Below are 15,267 nucleotides of genomic sequence, written 5' to 3'. Positions count from 1 at the left end.
AACAGATGGGGATAAATCAGGGCGATTTCAAGGGGTAAATTTCAGCGATTCAAGAAAATGGTGGGAGAAGAAAAGAAGACTGCAGCCGCCAGAGAGTGACACTGGCAGCCGACAGCTTAAAACCGGAAAGGTTGACGACCTGCCAGAGAATGGGAGAGCGTGGTACCATCGACCATTTCCAGCTCACCACCAACCGGAACTCCGTGTGCAATGCGACTGGCCATCACACCGTGTTGCGCGCAGAGTTCAGCGATATAGTTCGCCGTAGCATCGCCTTCTACCGTCGGGTTAGTAGCCAAAATGACTTCGTTTATCGATTCCACTTGCAGGCGCTCTTCCAACCGCCCCAAACCGATATCGTCTGGGCCAATGCCATCCAGCGGCGACAAATGCCCCATCAGCACAAAGTAGCGACCGGCAAATTGCCCCGTCTGTTCAATAGCATGAATATCAGCCGGGCTTTCTACCACGCAAATCTGCCCATTTTGCTGGCGGCGCGGGTTCGAGCAAATCGCACAAACGTCCTGCTCGGTGAATGTCCGACAATCGCTACAGTGACCGATTTCGGACATCGCCCGCGTCAACGCCTGCGCCAGACGCATACCCCCGCTGCGATTGCGTTGCAGCAGTTGAAACGCCATGCGCTGCGCCGACTTAGGCCCAACGCCCGGCAGGCAGCGCAGTGCTTCCATCAATGATTCCAGAAGCGGACTGGTCTGCATCAGAACGGCATCTTGAAGCCCGGCGGCAATTGCATACCGCTGGAAACCGATGCCATTTTTTCTTTCTGCGTTTCAGCGATGCGACGAGCGGCATCGTTGAACGCCGCAGCGATTAGATCTTCCAGCATCTCTTTGTCGTCTTCCATCAGGCTTGGATCGATCTCAACACGGCGGCAGTTATGCGCCCCGTTGATGGTGATTTTCACCAGACCCGCACCCGATTCGCCCGTGACTTCCAGATTCGCCACCTCTTCCTGCATCTGCTGCATTTTTTCCTGCATTTGCTGGGCTTGCTTCATCAGGTTGCCAATTCCACCTTTACCAAACATAGTTTTCTCTCTATCACGTCGGGCTGCGCACTCGCAGCGGTTAAACAGGGCGGATACTTTCTTCGTCCAGTTCCGCATCAAAGAAACGCCGCAGCGTTTGAATCGTCGTATCGGCCAGAATCGACTGACGCGCCTGCGCCAGCTTCTCTTCATATATCGCCTGACGCCACTCCAGCGGCGTCCGCACCGCTGAGTTGTCGTCTTCAGTAATCAGTAATTCTACAGGATGCCCATAGTGGGCCGTCAATGCATCTATCAGCGTCTTTTGCGCCGCAGGCGAATTCAGATGCCGCTGGGATGAACGCAGATGAAGATGGACTTTACCTGCTTCCTCACTCTCTTTAAACGCATTGAGTGCCAGTTGTTGTACCAGCTTTGGCAGCGTCAGGCGATGGATTTCCGCCGCCCAAGGATCCCGTTCCAGCGACTCTTCCGCCAGCCGCGCCGCCAGTTCCGGCGTTTTTTCGTGCTCTAAAGCCGAACGTAACGCCTTTGGCGTCGCCACATCGACCTTAACCTCATCAACCTTGTTTTGCGCCCGCCAACGATACGCTTCCGGCTTTTTGGGCTCGGAAGGCGAGGTTTTCGCGTTTTGCCGTTGAATGCTACGCTCAGTTACCGAAGCCAATCGCTCCAGCGCTGAAGTTGCCGGCCGCGTGTTGTCAGACGCTGCCGGTTCAGCCTTTTTTGGTGGCGTACTCCCCTGTTTTCTCAGGAGTTGGCTGCGAGCCTGTAACAACTGAGAAGTCGCATCGGGCAGTTCGTTTTCACCATGCCGATCCGCAGAACTGGCCGAAACAGTCGGTTCTCCTAACGGTGGCGCATACGCGGAAGCATCCATCGGCGGTTCGGGAGAATAAGATGATGGCAGCGCGTCGTCACGAGATTCAGCCTGTTGCTGCATTGGTGCACGAACCATCGCCGATGTTGTCGCAACGGGCTGCTGCACAGGAGGTTGAATAGAAGGCGCACGCGTAGCCTGAGCAGGCGCAGCGCTTACAGGTGCCACAGGTTCAGCGATAATCTGGCTGGGGTGAAACGCTAACGCTCTCAGTAGCGTCATTTCCACGCCCATCCGACGATCTGGCGCAAAAGGCAACTCTTTGCGGCCAATGAGTATCGTCTGGTAGTAAAGCTGCACATCCGCAGGCGGTAGCGCACGGGCCAACTCTCGCATACGCGCTTCAACGGCAGCGTAATCATCGCCCAACGCCGCAGGCAGCAGTTGAACCATCGCAATACGATGCAGCAGCGTCTGGGTTTCCACCAACAGCGATTCCCAGTCCACACCCCGTGCAGCAACTTGATCTAACAGCGACATCACCTGTGCGCCATCGCCTTTCTCCAACGCTTCAATAAGTGCCAGCGGTTGCTCGTCGTCCAATGTGCCAAGCATTTGGCTGACCGAAGCGGTCGTAACTTGCCCCTGCCCCATGGCAATAGCCTGATCGGTCAGACTCAGCGCATCACGCAAGCTCCCATCAGCAGCACGCGCCAGAAGTTGCAGCGCACGCGGTTCACTGACGAGATTTTCCGCCTGTAATACCTGTTCCAAATGCGCGCGAATCTGTTCGACATCCAGCGCTTTAAGGTGAAATTGCAGGCAGCGCGACAGAATAGTCACAGGCAATTTCTGCGGATCGGTGGTTGCCAGCAGAAATTTGACGTGTGGAGGGGGTTCTTCCAACGTTTTCAGCAGCGCATTAAAGCTGTGGCGCGATAGCATGTGTACTTCGTCAATCAGGTACACCTTGAATCGCCCACGCGCAGGGGCATACTGCACGTTATCCAACAGATCGCGCGTATCTTCTACTTTTGTGCGAGAAGCGGCGTCGATTTCAATTAAATCGACAAAACGGCCCTGTTCGATTTCTCGGCAGTTATCACACTGACCGCACGGCGTTGCCGTTACGCCCTGTTCACAATTCAGCCCTTTTGCCAGCAAACGGGCAATCGTTGTCTTCCCGACACCGCGGGTGCCAGAAAACAAATAAGCGTGATGGATTCTGCCTAGGGAAAGGCCGTTAGCCAACGCGGTCAGGACATGTTCCTGACCGACAACTTGGGTAAAGGTTTGGGGACGCCACTTACGGGCAAGAACCTGATAGCTCATCAATACCGCAACAGTCGAGTTATTGAGGCGATCATGCTAACACAGCCACGCTGCTATCGGCGAGACTGTTATGATTAATGTCCGGGGAAGTCAACCAGACTATAGCAGGTTACACCCATCTCGGTCAGGCGCTGTTCCCCCCCCAGATCGAACAAATTAATGATAAAAGCGGCATCATTCACTGTGCCACCCAGGCGGCGGATCAATTTCACTGTGGCTTCGAGCGTTCCCCCCGTTGCCAGCAGATCGTCGATCACCAGCACATTATCACCAGCGGAGATCGCATCTGCATGAATTTCCAGCGTATCTGAGCCATATTCCAGCTCATAGCTTTCACCGATCGTCGGACGCGGCAACTTGCCTGGTTTACGCACGGGAACAAAGCCCACTCCCAGCGCCAAGGCAACCGGTGCGCCAAACAGAAAACCACGTGCTTCCGTACCCACAACCTTCGTCACACCGGTGTTGCGGTAACGGTTCGCCAGCAGCTCAATACTGGCCGCATAGGCCACGGGATCTTCCAGCAGGCTGGTGACATCACGGAACAGTATGCCCGGCTTCGGATAATCGGGGATGCTTTTGATACTGTTTTTAATTAATTCTGCCTGCTGCTGGGCTGTTACGGTCGTCATAGTTGCGCCTGATAAAACGTTCTAAACATACAAATGCCGGTCGCCACAAGGCTTTCACCATCGCATGATGTGATGGATAAGCATTATGACAAAGAGGAAAATGGCGACCCGTGCACGAAAACGCTCAAATCTAGTCAAAGTGACGGACAAATGCAACTATCCGCACTCTGGGTGGGTATTTTTTGTATTCCCGTCACAAAGACCGCCGCTTGCGCTATCTTTTCGGATCCACGTCCTGAATTTGTTGTTCTGGATCAACCACGGGTAAACGAAGCATAAAGGTCAGCAAAATAGTCAAAATGACTAGCAGCAAGATCCTGACCCAAACCAGCTTAACCAGCCAGAGCGAAAGCGCGAACGTCAGCAGAATCATGGCGACAGCCTTCCATTTTGCTCCCGGCGGCAATGCCCGATGTTGTTGCCAATGGCGCAGATAGCTACCAAACCAGGAACGGTACAGTAGCCAGTCATGGAAACGCGGGGAAGAGCGAGCAAAACACCAGGCGGCCAGTAACAAGAAAGGCGTGGTCGGTAATAAAGGTAACACGACACCCAACGTTGCCAGCACAACGGAAATCCACCCCAGTATAATCAGCAACACACGATACATATTCACCTTTACGCTTTGTTCGCTACAACCAACGTCATACTTTATCATCACCTTGCTCGATGGATTAGTTAAGATATCCTCATGCAGGCCATCAGGCACCCTATAACTTACCATGCTGACATATTACGTCTGAGTAGGTTGGCTGAATCATTGACCTTAACCGTAAGGGAAAAAAGTGAACACGCATCAATTGCTGCAGGCGCTTGAGCAACAAATTACTACGCTGTCGAAAGAGCTGGAACCGCTGGCAGATAAAGCGGTGCCACAATCACGCTTTGATCGTCAACTTTTTAGCAGTTACGGCACCCGGTTACGTGATTATCGCGCCGAGGTTGAACAAAATCTGCATACAATAAAACAACTGGTCGCAGAGCAACGCACCGATCGTGTAGCATTTCTGGCTGAAAAGCTGGTCAGCCAGATAGCTGCCTTGCAGCGTGAACTGGCGACGCAGTCGCTACGCAGACAAGAGCAACGAAACACGCCACAGCCGGAAGATGTGTATCACAAGCTAGCAGAGCATCAGGATTATGAACGCCGTTTGCTTTCCATGATTCAGGATAGAGAAAGTTTGCTCATCACACAGACGCTTTTCAGTGAGCAACAGCGGCTACAAAAAGAGCTAGCGGCACTGGAAGGACGACTGGCTCGCTGCCGTCAGGCGCTGTCGCGATTAGAACGTCAGATCGAACGCCGGGAACAAGGGTTATAGCGCAGCGGTTTCGCAGAGAAAAAAGAGGAATTGATTGATGTCACTTGAAAACGCCCCACCTGAAGTCAAGCTGGCAGTCGATTTGATTATGCTGCTGGAAGAGAACCAGATCGCACCACACATTGCACTGGCCGCGCTGGCAATGGTACGTACCGATTTTGAGAAAAAGCGCTCGCAAGAAGAAAACGATGCGAAATCCTCTGCCCAAAACGAATAGTTCAGGAACTTAGCGGCAAGAATGAGTGGTAAGCCGCAACTTACACAGCAGGTTTGCGCAGCGCCGGGCTAAAATGCAGCATATCGATAAAGGCATCCACCAGCGCAGGAGCATCCTGATCGAGATCGAAACTTTCCGGCATAAACAGCCAGTTTTCCATCACGCCGGAAAAATAGGCACGCAGCGCAATCGCAGCGCGACGGGGGTAAATATCCGTCGGCAACATCCCCATACGAATGCACTTAATCAGGTTTTCTTCGATATCAACATAGCAGGAAAGATAAAGCTCTTTGCGCGCATTATAAGATTGCAACATTTCGCCGACAAATTCGCATTTATGGAAACAAATTTCCATAATGGAACGCCACTGCGTATCATTAACCGTTAAACGCAGCATATAAATCAATAATTCACGCATCACGCGGAGTGGATTGTCAGGGAATTTTGTCTGATACTCTATTTCGAACTCACTGATTTTTGATTCTGCCTGTGCCCAGATCTCATCGAAAATTTCGGCTTTATTCTTAAAATGCCAGTAAATAGCACCGCGGGTCACGCCAGCAGCTATCGCAATGTCAGACAATGAAGTCGCAGACACACCGTGCTCAGAGAAGACTCTCAACGCAGTATCCTGTATATGTTGTCGGGTTTCCTGAGCCTGTTCTTTGGTTTTTCGTGCCATATCGCTGTATTTGAAGGAAGCGTGATTTACATACATTCAAGAATGTATGTAACATAGCATGAACATAAGACTATAGCAGCAATGGGTTTTTGAGCTTGTGATCCATTGGTCAATTTCAAATCGGACACTTGAGGTTTATCTATGAACAAAAACAGAGGGCTAACGCCTCTGGCGGCAGTTCTGATGCTTTCTGGCGGCTTAATGCTCGCAGGATGTGATAGCGGCAACAATCAGCAGGACGGCGGCGCACAGCAGCAGATGCCTGAAGTGGGTATTGTTACGTTGAAAACAGAAGCACTGAATGTCATGACCGAACTGCCGGGCCGTACAAGTGCTTACCGCATTGCTGAGGTTCGCCCACAGGTTGGCGGAATTATCCTAAAACGCAACTTCGTTGAAGGATCTGACGTTAAAGCTGGCGCATCACTGTATCAGATCGATCCTGCAACCTATCAGGCGAACTACAACAGCGCCAAAGGTTCACTTGCTCAAGCTCAGGCTCAGGCAGAAATTGCACACCTGACGGTTAACCGCTATAAACCGCTGCTGGGCACCAACTACGTCAGCAAGCAAGATTACGATCAGGCTGTCGCTACTTCCCGTCAGGCTGATGCTGCTGTTTTGGCAGCCAAAGCGGCAGTAGACACCGCACAAATCAATCTGGCTTACACCAAAGTCAATTCACCAATCGAAGGCCGCGTAGGAAGATCAACGGTAACGGAAGGCGCATTGGTGGGAACCGGGCAAGCAACGGCATTAACAACCGTGCAGCAACTTGATCCGATCTATGTTGATGTCACTCAATCCAGTAACGATTTTCTGCAACTGAAAAAAGAGCTGGAAAACGGCACGCTAAAACAAAATCAAGGCAAAGCGAATGTCCGTCTGCTGTTAGAAAATGGTACTGAGTATGCAGAAGCAGGTACATTGGAATTCTCTGATGTTACGGTAGATGAAACCACAGGTTCCATCACGCTGCGCGCCATTTTCCCTAACCCACAGCACAACCTGCTGCCCGGTATGTTTGTACGTGCTCGCCTCGATTCCGGCGTTAACCCGACGGCCTTATTAGTGCCGCAGCAAGGTGTCACCCGCGATCCGCGTGGTCAGGCCACGGCGATGGTGGTTGGGGAAGGCGATAAAGTAGAGCCGCGTTCGCTTAAAACCGGTAAAGCAATTGGTGACAAATGGTTGGTTACCGAAGGCTTGAAAGCAGGTGACCGCGTTATTCTCACTGGTCTGCAAAAAATCAGACCCGGTGCGCAGGTGAAAGCTAAAGAAGTCGCTCCAGAAAATCAGCAGGCGCAGCAAGCGTCAGCAGAACCCGCGAAGTCTTAAGACGTTCTAACAGGAGCCGGTACAATTCATGGCTAAGTTTTTTATAGATCGACCCATTTTTGCATGGGTACTCGCCATCATGGTGATGCTGACGGGGTTGCTGGCAATTGTTAAATTACCTATTGCCCAGTATCCAACGATCGCCCCACCCGCGATTGACGTAACAGCAACTTATCCAGGGGCCGATGCATCAACGCTGCAAGATTCCGTCACTCAGGTTATCGAACAGAATATGAACGGTATCGATAACCTGATGTACATGTCATCAAGCAGCGACTCCTCAGGTACGGTCCAGATTACGCTGACCTTTCAGGCAGGTACCGATCCGGACATCGCACAGGTTCAGGTGCAGAACAAACTGCAACTGGCCATGCCGCTGCTGCCGCAGGAAGTACAGCAACAAGGGGTTAACGTTCAGAAATCAAGTAGCAGCTTCCTCATGGTTGCCGCCTTCATTAGTGAAGACGGTAAAATGTCACAGGAAGATATCGCTGACTACGTGGCCGCTAACGTTAAAGACCCTATCAGCCGTACATCAGGCGTAGGCGACGCGCAGCTATTTGGCTCCCAGTATGCCATGCGTATCTGGCTGGATCCGAACAAGCTAAATAACTATCAGTTAACCGCAGGTGACGTCAGCGCAGCAATTCGTGTTCAAAATAACCAGATCGCCGCAGGGCAATTGGGGGGCGCTCCACCGGTTCCCGGCCAGCAGTTGAATGCCTCGATCATTGCTCAGACCCGTCTGAATTCAGCAGAAGAATTTTCTAAAATACTGCTGAAAGTTAACGCTGATGGATCTCAGGTTCGCCTTAAAGACGTTGCACGTGTTGAGCTGGGAGCAGAAGGCTACGACGTTATTGCACGTTTCAACGGGAAACCGGCTGCCGGTATCGGTATCAAATTGGCAACAGGCGCTAACGCGCTGGATACCGCAACTGCCGTAAAAGATGCACTGACCAAAGCAGAAGAGTTCTTCCCTTCCGGCCTGAAAGTCGTTTACCCTTACGATACAACGCCTTTCGTTAAGATTTCCATCAACGAAGTAGTGAAAACACTGGTGGAAGCCATCGTACTGGTCTTCCTGGTGATGTATCTGTTCTTGCAGAACTTCCGCGCCACGCTGATCCCAACTATCGCGGTACCGGTCGTCTTGCTGGGGACGTTTGCTATCCTCTCTGCGTTTGGTTATTCCATTAACACCTTGACGATGTTCGCGATGGTTCTCGCCATCGGGCTTCTGGTGGATGACGCCATCGTCGTCGTGGAAAACGTGGAACGTGTCATGGCGGAAGAAGGTCTACCGCCTAAAGAAGCGACAAAACGCTCCATGGAGCAGATCCAAGGCGCGTTGGTCGGTATTGCACTGGTACTGTCCGCAGTATTCGTCCCGATGGCGTTTACCGGTGGCTCCACAGGGGCAATCTATCGCCAGTTCTCCATCACAATCGTTTCTGCGATGGTGCTGTCAGTTCTGGTTGCATTGATTTTGACACCAGCCCTTTGTGCAACACTGCTAAAACCGATCGCCAAAGGTGATCACAGTGAGAAAACTGGCTTCTTCGGCTGGTTCAACAAAGTGTTTGAGAAGAGCACGCATCACTACACCGACAGCGTTGCTAATATTCTGCGTAGTACTGGTCGTTATCTGGTTATCTATCTGCTGATTGTTGTGGGCCTCGCACTCTTGTTCTTACGTTTGCCGACGTCCTTCCTGCCAGACGAAGACCAAGGGGTTCTCCTGAACATTGTTCAGTTGCCTTCAGGTGCGACGCAGGAAAACACCCAAAAAATCATGGACAGAATGACGCAATATTATCTCGAAAATGAGAAAAATAACGTCAAGTCTGTGTTTACCGTGACGGGCTTCGGGTTCTCTGGTCGTGGGCAGAATGCCGGTTTAGCCTTCGCCAGCTTGAATGACTGGAGTGAGCGAAGCGGCGCAGAGAATAAAGTCCAGGCGATTGCAGCCAGAGCTAACGCAGTCTTCAGTCAGTATAAAGAAGCTATCGTGATTGCGGCCAACGTTCCTGCGATTATCGAACTGGGTACGGCAACGGGCTTCGACTTCCAGTTAATTGACCAGGCTAACCTGGGACATGCAAAACTAACGGAAGCACGTAACCAGTTGCTGGGTATGGCGGCACAACGCCCTGATACGTTGATACAAGTTCGTCCTAACGGGATGGAAGATACACCGCAGTTCCGTCTCGATATCGATCAAGAAAAAGCGCAAGCACTTGGCGTGTCATTGGCTGATATTAGCTCAACGCTGGCAACAACGTTGGGTGGATCTTATGTGAATGACTTTATCGATCGCGGTCGCGTGAAGAAAGTCTACGTTCAGGCTGATGCGCCTTTCCGTATGTTGCCGGATGACATCAAGAACTGGTACATCCGCGGTAACAACGGACAAATGGTGCCATTCTCTGCATTTACGCAGAGCCACTGGGAATACGGTTCACCACGTCTGGAGCGTTATAACGGCCAGCCATCCATGCAAATCCAGGGCGAGGCAGCTCCAGGTAAGAGTACTGGTGAAGCCATGGCATTGATGGAAGAATTCGTCACCAAATTACCGCAAGGTATTGGCTACCAATGGACGGGGATGTCCTATCAGGAACGGTTATCTGGTAATCAGGCACCTGCAATCTATGCTATTTCACTGATTGTTGTGTTCCTGTGTCTGGCAGCGCTTTATGAGAGCTGGTCAATACCGTTCTCCGTCATGCTGGTTGTTCCACTGGGGATCATCGGTGCATTGATTGCGGCGAATATGACGGGTCTTCAAAATGACGTTTACTTTAAGGTGGGCCTGCTGACAACCATAGGGCTATCCGCGAAGAACGCCATATTGATCGTCGAATTTGCTAAAGATTTGATGGATAAAGAAGGGAAAGGCCTGATAGAAGCAACGCTGGATGCAGTACGTATGCGTTTACGTCCAATCCTGATGACATCACTTGCCTTTATCCTCGGCGTAATGCCGCTGGTAATCAGTAGTGGTGCGGGTTCCGGTGCACAAAACGCCGTTGGTACTGGCGTAATGGGCGGGATGATTACAGCAACCGTGCTGGCTATCTTCTTCGTTCCCGTGTTCTTCGTTGTGGTTCGTCGTCGCTTTGGTAAGAAAATCGACGATACAACAGCCCACTAATATTTCATATCCACCGATAACCATCCTAAAAGGCCGCCTCGCGGCCTTTTTTTTACCTCCCAGCCCAACCCAACTAGTCCGAGCTAAACGGCTCACGGTGCTTTTTTGCATCTTATGCGTATCTACAGTGACGTAGAGAATGCTGCCGCCTCACCGAAACATAATGGTTGATCCTGATGATAAAAAAGCGCAACATAATGGGTATGTTATAACATAACAAAATGAGGTAACAATGAAGGCAGGAATTCATCCTGACTATCGCACAGTGGTATTTCATGATACCAGCGCGGATGTCTATTACAGAACAGGGTCAACCATTAAAACCGATCGGACAATCGAACTGGAGGGGGCCCACTACCCTTACGTCACCATCGATGTTTCTTCGGCATCGCATCCCTATTACACCGGGAAGCAAAAAGAATATTCCAAAGAAGGCAGCACAGCGCGCTTCCAGCAGCGCTTTGGGAACTTCTTCAAGTAATCAGAGAGGGCAATTAAATGCAGGTGCTTAGTTCGCTGCGCTCAGCGAAAAATCGACATAAAGATTGTATTGTGGTCCGTCGTCGCGGGCGAGTTTACGTTATATGTAAATCCAATCCGCGCTTTAAAGCCGTGCAGGGCGGAAAAAAGAAAAAAGGCTAATCTTTCTCTATCACATCCCGATACAACCTATGTTATGGCGTTAGTATGGTTGTACGGGATGATTTCCATTAAAAAACTTATTAAACAATAAGATAACAACAATCACTGTACCTTATCGACAGAACAATTCCTTCGCACTCCGTCTACCCTTTCTCATATTTTTAGATAGAAATAATTAAATAAGCCGTCATCGAGTTTATTCTACGCTCATTGTTACAAAAAATTTGAGAGTTAATCAAAATAACTAGCAGTGAAAACCTTATCTATTATCCTATCCGCGAATTTTACGAACGTTTTTGCTATAGTCATATATATACTCAAAATAATTCGCGATGCAGGACAAAATGTTATCGTTTTGAACGACGCGATATGTTGGCTGAGCAGGGTTCTTTTATGCGCTTCGTAACGCGACAGAGAGGGAACCCCAATGAACTTACTTGGTAAGTGATTTCGGTGAGTGAACGCAACCAACGTACATGCAGCTTGAAATATTAAGGGTATAGCTATACTTAAGGTTAAGTCATGCTGTGTTGGTATTTACGCCAACCCTGTTTCGCGACATAGTAATATGTGAGAGGTACGAAAATCGCTGTTGTCTCATTCAGTGCTGAACGAATTACAATGGCTCAACGCATTCTCTGTAACAACATGAATAGGAAACAATGCTAACGTCTTTATCTTGCAGGCTTCGTCAGTCTACCTGTTTACTAGGTGTTAACCGCAGTAACACTGAATAACGGCTTAACGGAGGGATTGATATGGATGAGTACACACCAAAGCATTATGATATTGCCCAACTCAGATTCTTATGTGAGAATCTGTGTGATGAGAGCATAGCAACGTTAGGCGATAGCAGTCACGGCTGGGTCAATGATCCAACTTCTGCGATCAATCTCCAATTAAATGAGCTTATTGAGCATATCGCTACGTTTATTCTCACATTTAAAATAAAATACCCTAACGAAAGTGAGCTCTCAGAGCAGGTTGAAAAATATTTGGATGATACTTACGTCTTGTTTAGCAACTATGGTATTAATGACGCTGAACTACGACGCTGGCAGAAGTCCAAAGCAAAATTATTCGGAATGTTCTCAGGGGAGAACGTCTGTACGCCTGCTAAAACTTAAGCAATAATTTATTTATATAAATTTTAACCACCAGGTACTGTTTGCATAGGCCATTATGAAAAAAATCGACTATTTGATGCGTTTGCGTAAATGCACAACGATTGACACTCTCGAACGCGTTATTGAAAAAAACAAGTATGAACTCTCCAATGATGAACTGGAGATGTTCTTTTCTGCAGCCGATCATCGCCTCGCAGAGTTGACGATGAACAAACTCTACGACAAAGTTCCTACCGCAGTATGGCGATACGTCCGTTAATCCCTAACGAGACGTGTAAAAAGCTGGCATTAATACACTGCGCCGATAATATTATCGGCCTTTGTTTTCATTCTCGTTTTAACGTATTAATTGAATAAGACTTGTAACAAATTGTATTTTTTTGACATAAGAAAAAAATGAAAAACCATTTCATCCCATTCGTTTATTGCCTTCCGTTTATCATTTATAACAATCGCATTGATAGCATCATTAATAGTATATCCCGTGATAAAAACACGAGTCGTAATAATTGGCGCAATTATTAATCGCTAAGTAAAGAAACCACTCCCCCTCCAGAAGAAACAGAGATTGGTCAACGACACCTATAAAACGCGGCGAATGGCGACTCAAAGATTACGTATGAGCGTGGGTTTATGGCTAAGAATTGGTTTTATGGGCAGAGGATGAAGATCAATTCGACGGTAGAGTATTCACACAGGAGCAGAAATGGTGGAGGCCCTGCCAGCTACATCCCGGCACACACGTCACCTGCTGCGGCTGCTTCCTTCCGGATCTGACCGAGTCCACAGGGTAGTGTTGCGGGAGAACCGACAGGGCCTCCATTGACGGCTTTATAACAGTTCTACTGTGTGTCACAAAGCGGTGAGCATTATCGGCGATGAGATAGGCAATTGCAAGCTAACCCATACTAACCGTTGTTTTCTTACTCACCTCACTATGCCACTATGGAAGTTCAATCGGTTTAGAAATAGCAGGAACATCCGCGGATGTCAGAAGAAAACGATAATTTCCGCCAACGCGTTTTTCAAATTGTCGCAGCCATTCCCTATGGAAAAATAGCGACCTATGGCGACATCGCGCAACTTGCCGACTCCCCCAGAGCATCGAGGCAAGTCGGTGGAGTGTTAAAACGCCTCCCGAAAGACAGCAAACTCCCTTGGCATCGGGTAATCAATCGTAAAGGCGAAATATCACTCGTCGGTGGAGATTACATACGTCAGAAATCAGCGCTACAGGCGGAAGGCGTGATTTTCAATCGTCAGGGTAAGATTGATCTTGCTAAATATCGCTGGCAATACGCGCCATAGCGGCGCGTATCCAGATGAATTACCAGACTGGCTGCGCAGGAACCGTAGAGGATGAAGCCGGTTGCCCCTGAAGCATATGAGGGGTTTCATTCACCGGATTGGATATCATCGATCCCTGGTTTTTCGCGGGTAACGGAACGGAAGCAACAGGTACCAATACCAAATCGGCGTTATTTATCCCGTTGCTAATAACGGGTAAGACGTTCTCCGTCACCATGACAACACGATTATCGATGGCAACCGCCGCGCTGAGTAAGATACGCGCATTGGGCTGAATATCAGCCGGGTTATACGGTAACTCGAATTGGAAAGGAGCCTGATTTCCTTCTGTACGCGTCACACTCTGAGTAATCACTTTTGAAGGCGCATCTGCCAGCGATGCATCAGACACCGTAACGGTCAAAACCGCGCTGTGAGGTAGGGCAATGCGCTGACGGATATTCACTGTCCCCGTTACCGCAGGCAGTGCGACAGCCGGACGCGGTGAAGAAACAGAGGTAACAGGTGCGCCAGTTTGAGGAGAAACGCCATAATCACTTCTCTGTGCACAAGCAACCAGAGTCATCGATAACGTGATACTGCCTAAGATATGCCATAATTTCATTCGGTCAGTCTCCTTTATTATTGTCAGACTGCCGGCATCGAAAACCGGCACTCGCAAATAGTATGATTCAATAAACACAATAATGATGGTGCAAAATTCTGATATTTTTCTAAAAGCCGTGCATTCATTATAGTAAAAACTATAAATAGAAATTTTAAGTTTTACAGAACAAATAGATAACCAGCCCCCACATCCATTGAGGCCGATACCATGAGTCAATCACTACAACACCTTCTCGACCTCTTGCATTTAGAGAAACTCGAGGAAGGGCTATTTCGCGGACAAAGCGATGATTTGGGGCTACGTCAGGTCTTTGGTGGGCAAGTCGTGGGGCAGGCGATGTCAGCCGCCAAACAGACCGTTCCTATCGAGCGCAACATTCACTCTTTCCACAGTTACTTTTTGTTACCCGGCGACAGTCAGAAGCCGATTATTTATGACGTTGAAAATCTGCGCGATGGCAACAGTTTTAGCGCCCGACGCGTTAGCGCCATTCAAAATGGTCGGCCCATTTTTTATATGACCGCTTCTTTTCAAAGCCATGAGGAAGGGTTTGAGCACCAAAATGTGATGCCAAACGTCGCACCGCCAGAAGATCTGAAATCCGAACAAGAAATCGCGCAGGATATGCAACATCTTCTACCCCCCCGCTTTCGTGATAAATTTATTCAGGCCAGCCCGATTGAGATGCGACCAGTTAAATTCCATAACCCGCTGAAGGGTGAAGTGGACGACCCCGTGAGACACGTTTGGTGCCGTGCCAGCAGTCCGTTGCCGGATGATAAGCGTATTCACCAATATCTGCTGGGCTATACCTCTGACTGCAATTTCTTACTCACTGCCTTACAGCCTCATGGCGTCGGCTTTTTGGAAGCGGGCATGCAGGTTGCCACGATTGATCACTCAATGTGGTTCCATCGGGATTTCCGGCTGGATGACTGGCTGCTTTATACCGTGGAAAGTACATCCGCATCCGGCGCTCGTGGTTTCGTGCGCGGGCAATTCTATACCCGAGAAGGCGTGCTGGTTGCATCCAGTATGCAGGAAGGCGTTATGCGTCGCCGCCAACAATAA

Annotated in this window: 17 protein-coding genes and 1 other RNA gene; 10 read left to right on the top strand and 8 right to left on the bottom strand. The window is 49.5% G+C overall.

All coding sequences use genetic code 11. The features are described 5' to 3' along the window. Positions 1 to 116: 116 nt before the first annotated feature. The 5 genes from recR to A8F97_RS02465 all read right to left on the bottom strand — a co-directional run bounded on the left by recR (position 117) and on the right by A8F97_RS02465 (position 4,406). Entirely contained in the window at positions 117 to 722 is a 606-nt protein-coding gene (gene recR, locus A8F97_RS02485; protein WP_005976114.1) for a recombination mediator RecR, read from the bottom strand. Then, positions 722 to 1,051 (bottom strand): YbaB/EbfC family nucleoid-associated protein, encoded by a 330-nt coding sequence (locus tag A8F97_RS02480; RefSeq protein WP_005976112.1) that lies wholly within the window; start codon positions 1,049 to 1,051, stop codon positions 722 to 724. Before A8F97_RS02480 ends, recR begins: the two co-directional genes overlap by 1 nt. 40 nt (positions 1,052 to 1,091) lie before the next feature. Next, the gene (gene dnaX / locus A8F97_RS02475; RefSeq protein WP_033071816.1) at positions 1,092 to 3,164 is read right to left on the bottom strand and encodes a DNA polymerase III subunit gamma/tau; all 2,073 of its coding nucleotides are present in this window, start codon (positions 3,162 to 3,164) and stop codon (positions 1,092 to 1,094) included. A gap of 74 nt (positions 3,165 to 3,238) precedes the next feature. Continuing rightward, positions 3,239 to 3,796: an adenine phosphoribosyltransferase gene (gene apt, locus A8F97_RS02470; protein ID WP_015730964.1), complete on the bottom strand. Its 558-nt coding sequence runs from the start codon at positions 3,794 to 3,796 to the stop codon at positions 3,239 to 3,241. Positions 3,797 to 4,010: 214 nt separating this feature from the next. Then, complete coding sequence (locus tag A8F97_RS02465) at positions 4,011 to 4,406, bottom strand: DUF454 family protein (protein ID WP_033071817.1); 396 nt, start codon at positions 4,404 to 4,406, stop codon at positions 4,011 to 4,013. A 175-nt stretch (positions 4,407 to 4,581) separates the two neighbouring features. Between A8F97_RS02465 and priC the strand changes: the two genes are divergently transcribed. Beyond that, positions 4,582 to 5,118, top strand: coding sequence for a primosomal replication protein PriC (gene priC / locus A8F97_RS02460; protein ID WP_033071818.1), 537 nt, complete (start codon positions 4,582 to 4,584; stop codon positions 5,116 to 5,118). Positions 5,119 to 5,155: 37 nt separating this feature from the next. Then, on the top strand, positions 5,156 to 5,335 hold the full coding sequence (gene rsmS, locus A8F97_RS02455) for a pleiotropic regulatory protein RsmS (protein ID WP_014700814.1): 180 nt from the start codon (positions 5,156 to 5,158) through the stop codon (positions 5,333 to 5,335). Positions 5,336 to 5,375: 40 nt separating this feature from the next. Here the strand turns inward: rsmS and acrR are convergent, their stop codons facing one another. Beyond that, positions 5,376 to 6,017 (bottom strand): multidrug efflux transporter transcriptional repressor AcrR, encoded by a 642-nt coding sequence (gene acrR, locus A8F97_RS02450; RefSeq protein ID WP_015730967.1) that lies wholly within the window; start codon positions 6,015 to 6,017, stop codon positions 5,376 to 5,378. A gap of 141 nt (positions 6,018 to 6,158) precedes the next feature. On the opposite strand from acrR, the gene A8F97_RS02445 reads away from it, so the two are divergent. The 6 genes from A8F97_RS02445 (at position 6,159) to A8F97_RS02425 (ending at position 12,540) form a co-directional block, all read left to right on the top strand. After that, entirely contained in the window at positions 6,159 to 7,355 is a 1,197-nt protein-coding gene (locus A8F97_RS02445; protein ID WP_033071819.1) for an efflux RND transporter periplasmic adaptor subunit, read from the top strand. A 28-nt stretch (positions 7,356 to 7,383) separates the two neighbouring features. After that, complete coding sequence (locus A8F97_RS02440; RefSeq protein WP_033071820.1) at positions 7,384 to 10,512, top strand: efflux RND transporter permease subunit; 3,129 nt, start codon at positions 7,384 to 7,386, stop codon at positions 10,510 to 10,512. A gap of 232 nt (positions 10,513 to 10,744) precedes the next feature. Further along, positions 10,745 to 10,993: a type B 50S ribosomal protein L31 gene (locus A8F97_RS02435; RefSeq protein ID WP_015730970.1), complete on the top strand. Its 249-nt coding sequence runs from the start codon at positions 10,745 to 10,747 to the stop codon at positions 10,991 to 10,993. Positions 10,994 to 11,010: 17 nt separating this feature from the next. Then, positions 11,011 to 11,154 carry a type B 50S ribosomal protein L36 gene (gene ykgO / locus A8F97_RS22890; protein WP_005976091.1) on the top strand — a complete coding sequence of 48 codons (144 nt, stop codon included), beginning with the start codon at positions 11,011 to 11,013 and terminating at the stop codon, positions 11,152 to 11,154. Positions 11,155 to 11,912: 758 nt separating this feature from the next. Beyond that, positions 11,913 to 12,281 carry an Hha toxicity modulator TomB gene (gene tomB, locus A8F97_RS02430; protein ID WP_005976089.1) on the top strand — a complete coding sequence of 123 codons (369 nt, stop codon included), beginning with the start codon at positions 11,913 to 11,915 and terminating at the stop codon, positions 12,279 to 12,281. 55 nt (positions 12,282 to 12,336) lie between these two features. Next, positions 12,337 to 12,540 (top strand): HHA domain-containing protein, encoded by a 204-nt coding sequence (locus tag A8F97_RS02425; protein ID WP_005976087.1) that lies wholly within the window; start codon positions 12,337 to 12,339, stop codon positions 12,538 to 12,540. A gap of 457 nt (positions 12,541 to 12,997) precedes the next feature. Here A8F97_RS02425 and ffs read toward each other — a convergent pair. Then, an RNA gene (ffs, locus tag A8F97_RS02420) (signal recognition particle sRNA small type) lies at positions 12,998 to 13,094 on the bottom strand. Between the two features lie 174 nt (positions 13,095 to 13,268). On the opposite strand from ffs, the gene A8F97_RS02415 reads away from it, so the two are divergent. Beyond that, positions 13,269 to 13,589, top strand: coding sequence for an MGMT family protein (locus A8F97_RS02415; protein WP_005976085.1), 321 nt, complete (start codon positions 13,269 to 13,271; stop codon positions 13,587 to 13,589). 19 nt (positions 13,590 to 13,608) lie between these two features. Here the strand turns inward: A8F97_RS02415 and A8F97_RS02410 are convergent, their stop codons facing one another. Further along, entirely contained in the window at positions 13,609 to 14,193 is a 585-nt protein-coding gene (locus A8F97_RS02410; RefSeq protein WP_033071821.1) for a YbaY family lipoprotein, read from the bottom strand. Positions 14,194 to 14,403: 210 nt separating this feature from the next. Here A8F97_RS02410 and tesB point away from each other — a divergent pair, with 210 nt between their 5' ends. Next, entirely contained in the window at positions 14,404 to 15,267 is an 864-nt protein-coding gene (tesB, locus tag A8F97_RS02405; protein ID WP_014700820.1) for an acyl-CoA thioesterase II, read from the top strand.

It is taken from the genome of Pectobacterium parmentieri (assembly GCF_001742145.1).
In the GTDB taxonomy this organism is placed as follows: domain Bacteria; phylum Pseudomonadota; class Gammaproteobacteria; order Enterobacterales; family Enterobacteriaceae; genus Pectobacterium; species Pectobacterium parmentieri.
This window is presented reverse-complemented; position numbering and strand designations above follow the sequence as displayed.

Bases quoted from the DNA above. Each gene is read 5' to 3' on its own strand.
- recR (WP_005976114.1), bottom strand. From the start codon at position 722: ATGCAGACCAGTCCGCTTCTGGAATCATTGATGGAAGCACTGCGCTGC.
- A8F97_RS02480 (WP_005976112.1), bottom strand. From the start codon at position 1,051: ATGTTTGGTAAAGGTGGAATTGGCAACCTGATGAAGCAAGCCCAGCAA.
- dnaX (WP_033071816.1), bottom strand. From the start codon at position 3,164: ATGAGCTATCAGGTTCTTGCCCGTAAGTGGCGTCCCCAAACCTTTACC.
- apt (WP_015730964.1), bottom strand. From the start codon at position 3,796: ATGACGACCGTAACAGCCCAGCAGCAGGCAGAATTAATTAAAAACAGT.
- A8F97_RS02465 (WP_033071817.1), bottom strand. From the start codon at position 4,406: ATGTATCGTGTGTTGCTGATTATACTGGGGTGGATTTCCGTTGTGCTG.
- rsmS (WP_014700814.1), top strand. From the start codon at position 5,156: ATGTCACTTGAAAACGCCCCACCTGAAGTCAAGCTGGCAGTCGATTTG.
- acrR (WP_015730967.1), bottom strand. From the start codon at position 6,017: ATGGCACGAAAAACCAAAGAACAGGCTCAGGAAACCCGACAACATATA.
- A8F97_RS02445 (WP_033071819.1), top strand. From the start codon at position 6,159: ATGAACAAAAACAGAGGGCTAACGCCTCTGGCGGCAGTTCTGATGCTT.
- A8F97_RS02440 (WP_033071820.1), top strand. From the start codon at position 7,384: ATGGCTAAGTTTTTTATAGATCGACCCATTTTTGCATGGGTACTCGCC.
- A8F97_RS02435 (WP_015730970.1), top strand. From the start codon at position 10,745: ATGAAGGCAGGAATTCATCCTGACTATCGCACAGTGGTATTTCATGAT.
- ykgO (WP_005976091.1), top strand. From the start codon at position 11,011: ATGCAGGTGCTTAGTTCGCTGCGCTCAGCGAAAAATCGACATAAAGAT.
- tomB (WP_005976089.1), top strand. From the start codon at position 11,913: ATGGATGAGTACACACCAAAGCATTATGATATTGCCCAACTCAGATTC.
- A8F97_RS02425 (WP_005976087.1), top strand. From the start codon at position 12,337: ATGAAAAAAATCGACTATTTGATGCGTTTGCGTAAATGCACAACGATT.
- A8F97_RS02415 (WP_005976085.1), top strand. From the start codon at position 13,269: ATGTCAGAAGAAAACGATAATTTCCGCCAACGCGTTTTTCAAATTGTC.
- A8F97_RS02410 (WP_033071821.1), bottom strand. From the start codon at position 14,193: ATGAAATTATGGCATATCTTAGGCAGTATCACGTTATCGATGACTCTG.
- tesB (WP_014700820.1), top strand. From the start codon at position 14,404: ATGAGTCAATCACTACAACACCTTCTCGACCTCTTGCATTTAGAGAAA.